This is a genomic window from Mesorhizobium sp. M4B.F.Ca.ET.089.01.1.1 (assembly GCF_004022605.1).
Classification (GTDB): Bacteria; Pseudomonadota; Alphaproteobacteria; order Rhizobiales; family Rhizobiaceae; genus Mesorhizobium; species Mesorhizobium abyssinicae.
Genome location: NZ_RZOS01000452.1, coordinates 1 through 4,405, shown reverse-complemented (window position 1 = coordinate 4,405; position 4,405 = coordinate 1). Strand labels below are relative to the sequence as shown.

Below are 4,405 nucleotides of genomic sequence, written 5' to 3'. Positions count from 1 at the left end.
CCTGCTCCTCCGACTGGCCGACGGTGGAGATTTCGGGCACAGCGTAGATGCCATAGGGAAAGGTTTCCGGCGGCGGCGGCAACAGCACGCCGAAAGCGTGGCAGGCGGCCACCCTGCCCTGCTCCATCGAGGTCGAGGCAAGGCTCGGGAAGCCGATGACGTCGCCGGTGGCATAGATGTTGGGCACGCTGGTCTGAAACGTGTTCGCGTCGACCTTGATGCGGCCCCTGGAGTCGGACTCGATGCCGACCACGTCGAGGCCAAGGCTGCCGAGATTGCCGCTGCGGCCGGCGGCATAAAGCACGATCTCGGAGCGGATGGTGCGGCCATCGGCAAGGGTGACCTCGGCATAATCGGGCTTTGAGGTGATCTCCTTGACCGTGCTGCCGAGGCGGATGGTCATGCCGCGATCGCGCATCTGGTGGATGAAGTCGTCGACGATCTCGCGGTCGACGAAATCGAGGATGGTGTTGCGCGGCTCGACCAGCGTCACCGGCACGTCGAGGGCCGAAAAGATGGTGGCGTATTCGACGCCGATGACGCCGGCGCCGATCACAGTCAGCGTGCGCGGCAGCCGGTCGAGCTCCAGCATCTCGTCGCTGTCGAAGACGCGGGTCTTGTCGAACGGCACGTCGCGCGGCCGGTGCGGCCTTGTGCCGACGGCGATCAGCGCGTTGGCGAAACCGACCTCTGAGTAGTCGCCATTGTCGCTCGTCAGGCTGACCTTGTTGGGGCCGAGGAATTTCGCCGTGGCGCGCGAACTCTTGACCGCGTTGCGCATGAACTGGTGCTGCAGCACCTCGACCTCGTGGTCGAGTGTCTTGTGCAGGCGCTCGACGAGGTCGCTGACCGAAATGTCCTGCTTGACCCGGTAGCCGCGTCCGTAGAAGCCGCGCTCGCGCCAGCCGGAAAGGTTGAGAACCGTCTCGCGCAGTGTCTTCGACGGGATGGTGCCGGTGTGGACCGAGACGCCGCCGAGGCGCCGGCCCCTGTCGACCACAAGCACCGATTTGCCGAGCTTGGCCGACTGCACCGCGGCGCGGCGCCCCGAAGGCCCGCTGCCGATGACCAGCATGTCATAGTCCATGGTACCCCGTCCCCTCGGCGTCTTGTTGCGCCGCAACAAGCTAACGCCATCCGCGCCGTGAATTCAACCGCTCGAGCGACCTCCGCACGTCGCACCCCGACCGACGATCTTGATTCCGCCATCGGCTTTCACCATTTCAATGGCGGATTGCCCGCACCCTATCGCGGGCCCGGTTACGAGGGCATGACATGAACGCGCGTGTACTTGACGGCGAAATCATTACCAGCAGGCTCGACGACGTCAGGGCCTATGACGGCGTGCGCACCCGGCGCATCCTTGCCTGCCTGATCGACTATCTGATCATCGGGCTGCTCACCATTCCCTTTGCCATCCTGGTCGCCGTCCTCGGGCTGCTGACGTTTGGCCTCGGCTGGATGCTGTTCTCGGTGCTCGTGCCGGCGGTCGCCGTTCTCTATATCTGGAACACGCTGGGCAGCGCCGACCAGGCGACCACCGGCATGAAGCTGATGGGCATCCGGCTCGACCGCCTCGACGGCACCCGCATCGACGGGCTGACGGCTGTCGTGCATTCGGTGCTGTTCTGGGCCGGCAACGTCGTCCTGACGCCGCTGGTGCTCCTGGTGACGCTGTTTTCGGACCGCAAGCGCACGCTGCACGACCTGCTGCTTGGCACGGTGGTCAGCCGTACAGATCGCTGAAACAGCATTTTCGAGGGCGAACGCGGGCGCTTATGCGCAAATATGAAGGCCCTCAGTCAGCCACCGCTCCACAATCCTGTTGAATTTTTCGCCGGTCGGGCCAAAGGTAAGGCGATTCGTAGGAGCGTTTCCCGGAATCCATGACGCAGCACCCGACCCAGTCGCCGCAGTTCTTCCTGACCGCGCCGTCGCCGTGCCCGTATCTGGAGGGCCAGTTCGAACGCAAGGTGTTCACTCACCTCGTCGGCGACAAGGCGCCCGAGATGAACGACCTGTTGACGCAAGGCGGTTTCCGGCGCTCGCAGAACATCGCCTACCGGCCCGCCTGCGAGACCTGCCGGGCCTGCGTGTCGGTGCGCATCCTGGCGCAGGAATTCACCGCCAGCCGCAACATGAAGCGGGTGATCCAGCACAATGCCGACCTCGTCGGGGCCATGCACGACGCGCAGCCGTCGACCGAGCAATACTCGCTGTTCCGCGCCTATCTCGACGCCCGCCATCGCCGCGGCGGCATGTCGGACATGACGGTGCTCGACTACGCCATGATGGTCGAAGACACGCATGTCGACACCAAGATCATCGAATACAGGCGGCGCGGCCCCGACACCTTCATCACCGGCAAGGGCCAGGGCGAGCTGATCGCGGTGGCGCTGACCGACAAGATGGCCGACGGGCTGTCGATGGTCTATTCCTACTTCAATCCGGACTTCGAGGACCGCTCGCTCGGCACCTTCATGATCCTCGACCATATCGCCCGAGCGAGAGCCATGGGCCTGCCCCATGTCTATCTCGGCTACTGGGTCAACGGCTCGCGCAAGATGAGCTATAAAATGCGCTTCATGCCGCAGGAGCATCTCGGCCCGAAAGGCTGGGAACGCTACGAGCACGAAGCGGTCACGCGCTGACTAACCCTTTCCAAGCCCGACCTTAAAACTGTTTCAAGCAGCGGGATGCTGGTCTTGCCGCCGAACGGCGAGAGAATGCGCTATCGCGCCGCCGGCCGTCCGCCTGCAAATTCCATTGCGAGAATTGCCGACATGTCCTCCCACCACGACCACCAGAAAGGCCTTCTGCTCACCGCCATCGGCGGCATGACGCTGACCGTCGACATCCCGCTGATCAGGCTCGCCCATGGCGAGGCATGGACGATCCTGTTGCTGCGCACCGGCACCACTTTCCTTGCCGGACTTGTCATCTGGGCGGTCTGGCGCTCGCTGAGCGACCGGGCGCCGCAACTCGTTCCCGGGCGGGCGGGGCTTGCGGTGGCGACGCTCTACGGGCTCGGCTCGATCGCCTTCATCACCGCCGTCTACAACACCTCGACCGCCGACCTCGTCTTCATCCTCGCCTTCACCACCATGTTCTCGGCGCTGCTGTCCTGGCTGTTCCTGAAGGAACGACCACGGCCGCTGACGCTGGCGGCACTGGCGCTGATGATCGTCGGCGTCGCCATCATCGTCGGCGACTCCATCGGCAACGGATATCTGTTCGGCGATGTCATGGCCCTGTGCTCCGCGCTCTGCGTCGCCTGCGCGATCACCATCTCGCGCGCCAGCGGCAAGGACATGGGCTTCACCTCGCTCATCGGCGTGGTGCTGCCCTTCAGCGTCGCCGCCGTCATGGTCTCGAAGACCGGCTTTCAGGTGGACGCGCCGTGGTGGATCATCTTCAACGGCGCGGTGATCATGCCGATCTCGTTCTTCTGCCTGGCCAACGGGCCGAAATACATCTCAGGGCCGGAAGTGGCGATGTTCTACCTATTGGAAACGGTGCTGGCGCCGGTCTGGGTCTGGATGATCTTCTCCGAGACGCCGTCGCGCAACAGCCTGATCGGCGGCGCGATCCTGATCGTGACGCTTGTCGGCCATTCGCTGTGGCAGTTGCATGAGGGGCGCAAGCGCCGCGCCACGCTGGCGGTCAGTCACCCGGTCTGAATCTTCTTCTTTTCCGTGGCGATCTCGATCTGCGGCGGGCCGTCCTTGGTCTCCGCAAGCGCCGTGGCAGCGGAATCGTCCATCAGTTCGACCTCGCGCAGCCACTCGCGCCAGATCGCGACCAAGAGCGCCATCAGCACCGGGCCGATGAACAGGCCGAGGAAGCCCATCGTCTTGACGCCGCCGATCAGGCCGAAAAAGGTCGGCAGGAAAGGCAGTTTGATCGGCCCGCCGACCAGCTTGGGGCGCAGCGTCTTGTCGACGATGAACAGCTCGACCGCGCCCCAGGCAAAAAGCGCCAGGCCCGCCATTGGCGAGCCGCTGGCGGCAAGGTAGATCGACACCAGGGTGAAGGAGAGCGGCGCGCCGCCGGGGATCAGCGCCATGATGCCGGTCAAGGCGCCGAGCGTCACCGGCGACGGCACGCCGGCCAGCCAGTAGGCGACGCCAAGCACCACTCCCTCGCCGATGGCGATGATGGTCATGCCGGTGACGGTGGACGAGATCGTCGCCGGCACCACGCGCGAAATCCGCTCCCAGCGGGTCGGCAGGATGCGCTCGCCGAGGCGGTCGACCTGCGCGGCGAAATGTTCGCCATCGCGATAGGCGAAGAACAGCGCGATCATCATGAACAGCAGCGTCAAAAGCAGGCCGAACGCGCTGCCGCCGGCGGCGAGCGCGCCGCGATAGATGCTGCCGATATTGGCGCCGCTGACCAATTGGAT

Annotated in this window: 5 protein-coding genes; 3 read left to right on the top strand and 2 right to left on the bottom strand. The window is 64.7% G+C overall.

Features of this window, described 5'->3' with window-relative positions; all coding sequences use genetic code 11:
* The coding region (gene sthA / locus EN780_RS28315) for a Si-specific NAD(P)(+) transhydrogenase (RefSeq protein ID WP_128275942.1) at positions 1 to 1,087 on the bottom strand (1,087 nt) is incomplete at its 3' end.
* A 188-nt stretch (positions 1,088 to 1,275) separates the two neighbouring features.
* Between sthA and EN780_RS28310 the strand changes: the two genes are divergently transcribed.
* The 3 genes from EN780_RS28310 to EN780_RS28300 all read left to right on the top strand — a co-directional run bounded on the left by EN780_RS28310 (position 1,276) and on the right by EN780_RS28300 (position 3,680).
* Positions 1,276 to 1,746, top strand: coding sequence for an RDD family protein (locus EN780_RS28310; protein WP_128275941.1), 471 nt, complete (start codon positions 1,276 to 1,278; stop codon positions 1,744 to 1,746).
* A 140-nt stretch (positions 1,747 to 1,886) separates the two neighbouring features.
* Positions 1,887 to 2,651 carry an arginyltransferase gene (locus tag EN780_RS28305; RefSeq protein WP_127284216.1) on the top strand — a complete coding sequence of 255 codons (765 nt, stop codon included), beginning with the start codon at positions 1,887 to 1,889 and terminating at the stop codon, positions 2,649 to 2,651.
* A 132-nt stretch (positions 2,652 to 2,783) separates the two neighbouring features.
* On the top strand, positions 2,784 to 3,680 hold the full coding sequence (locus EN780_RS28300) for an EamA family transporter (protein ID WP_128275940.1): 897 nt from the start codon (positions 2,784 to 2,786) through the stop codon (positions 3,678 to 3,680).
* Here the strand turns inward: EN780_RS28300 and EN780_RS28295 are convergent.
* On the bottom strand, positions 3,668 to 4,405 hold a 738-nt coding region (locus EN780_RS28295), incomplete at its 5' end, for an AI-2E family transporter (protein ID WP_133372746.1). The genes EN780_RS28300 and EN780_RS28295 overlap by 13 nt on opposite strands.

Bases quoted from the DNA above. Each gene is read 5' to 3' on its own strand.
- EN780_RS28310 (WP_128275941.1), top strand. From the start codon at position 1,276: ATGAACGCGCGTGTACTTGACGGCGAAATCATTACCAGCAGGCTCGAC.
- EN780_RS28305 (WP_127284216.1), top strand. From the start codon at position 1,887: ATGACGCAGCACCCGACCCAGTCGCCGCAGTTCTTCCTGACCGCGCCG.
- EN780_RS28300 (WP_128275940.1), top strand. From the start codon at position 2,784: ATGTCCTCCCACCACGACCACCAGAAAGGCCTTCTGCTCACCGCCATC.